Origin of the sequence: Rothia sp. HMSC071F11 (assembly GCF_001809115.1) — a bacterium.
In the GTDB taxonomy this organism is placed as follows: Bacteria; Actinomycetota; Actinomycetes; order Actinomycetales; family Micrococcaceae; genus Rothia; species Rothia dentocariosa.
Genome location: NZ_KV795770.1, coordinates 71,358 through 71,652 on the forward strand (window position 1 = coordinate 71,358; position 295 = coordinate 71,652).

1 protein-coding gene is annotated in these 295 nt (G+C 61.4%); it reads left to right on the plus strand.

Features of this window, described 5'->3' with window-relative positions; genetic code table 11:
• Nucleotides 1-292: LPXTG cell wall anchor domain-containing protein (locus HMPREF2554_RS11860; protein ID WP_246826064.1), on the plus strand; the 292-nt coding region annotated here is incomplete at its 5' end.
• Nucleotides 293-295: the final 3 nt, after the last annotated feature.

Genomic DNA, 295 nt, shown 5'->3' on the forward strand with positions numbered 1-295 from the left:
CACGAACCCGCAAGGTTCTGAGCAAGCGGCGAACCCGGGAACAGCTCAGAGGGCGGGTACCCAGGCTGGTACATCTACAGAGAACGGCACGGTTACCGGATCGTCAGGGAATGGCGTATCGGGTGGCTCAGATTCGGGTGCATCCGGCGTGGTTCAAGGGTCTGCTGGCGGTGCGTCTGCGAGCCCGAACGCCCTGGCACATACCGGATTTGCCGTGATTCCCGTGGTAATCGTGGGTGTTGCGCTTCTGGGTACTGGTGCCGTTTTGGTGATCCGTCGTCGGCAAAAGTAGCCG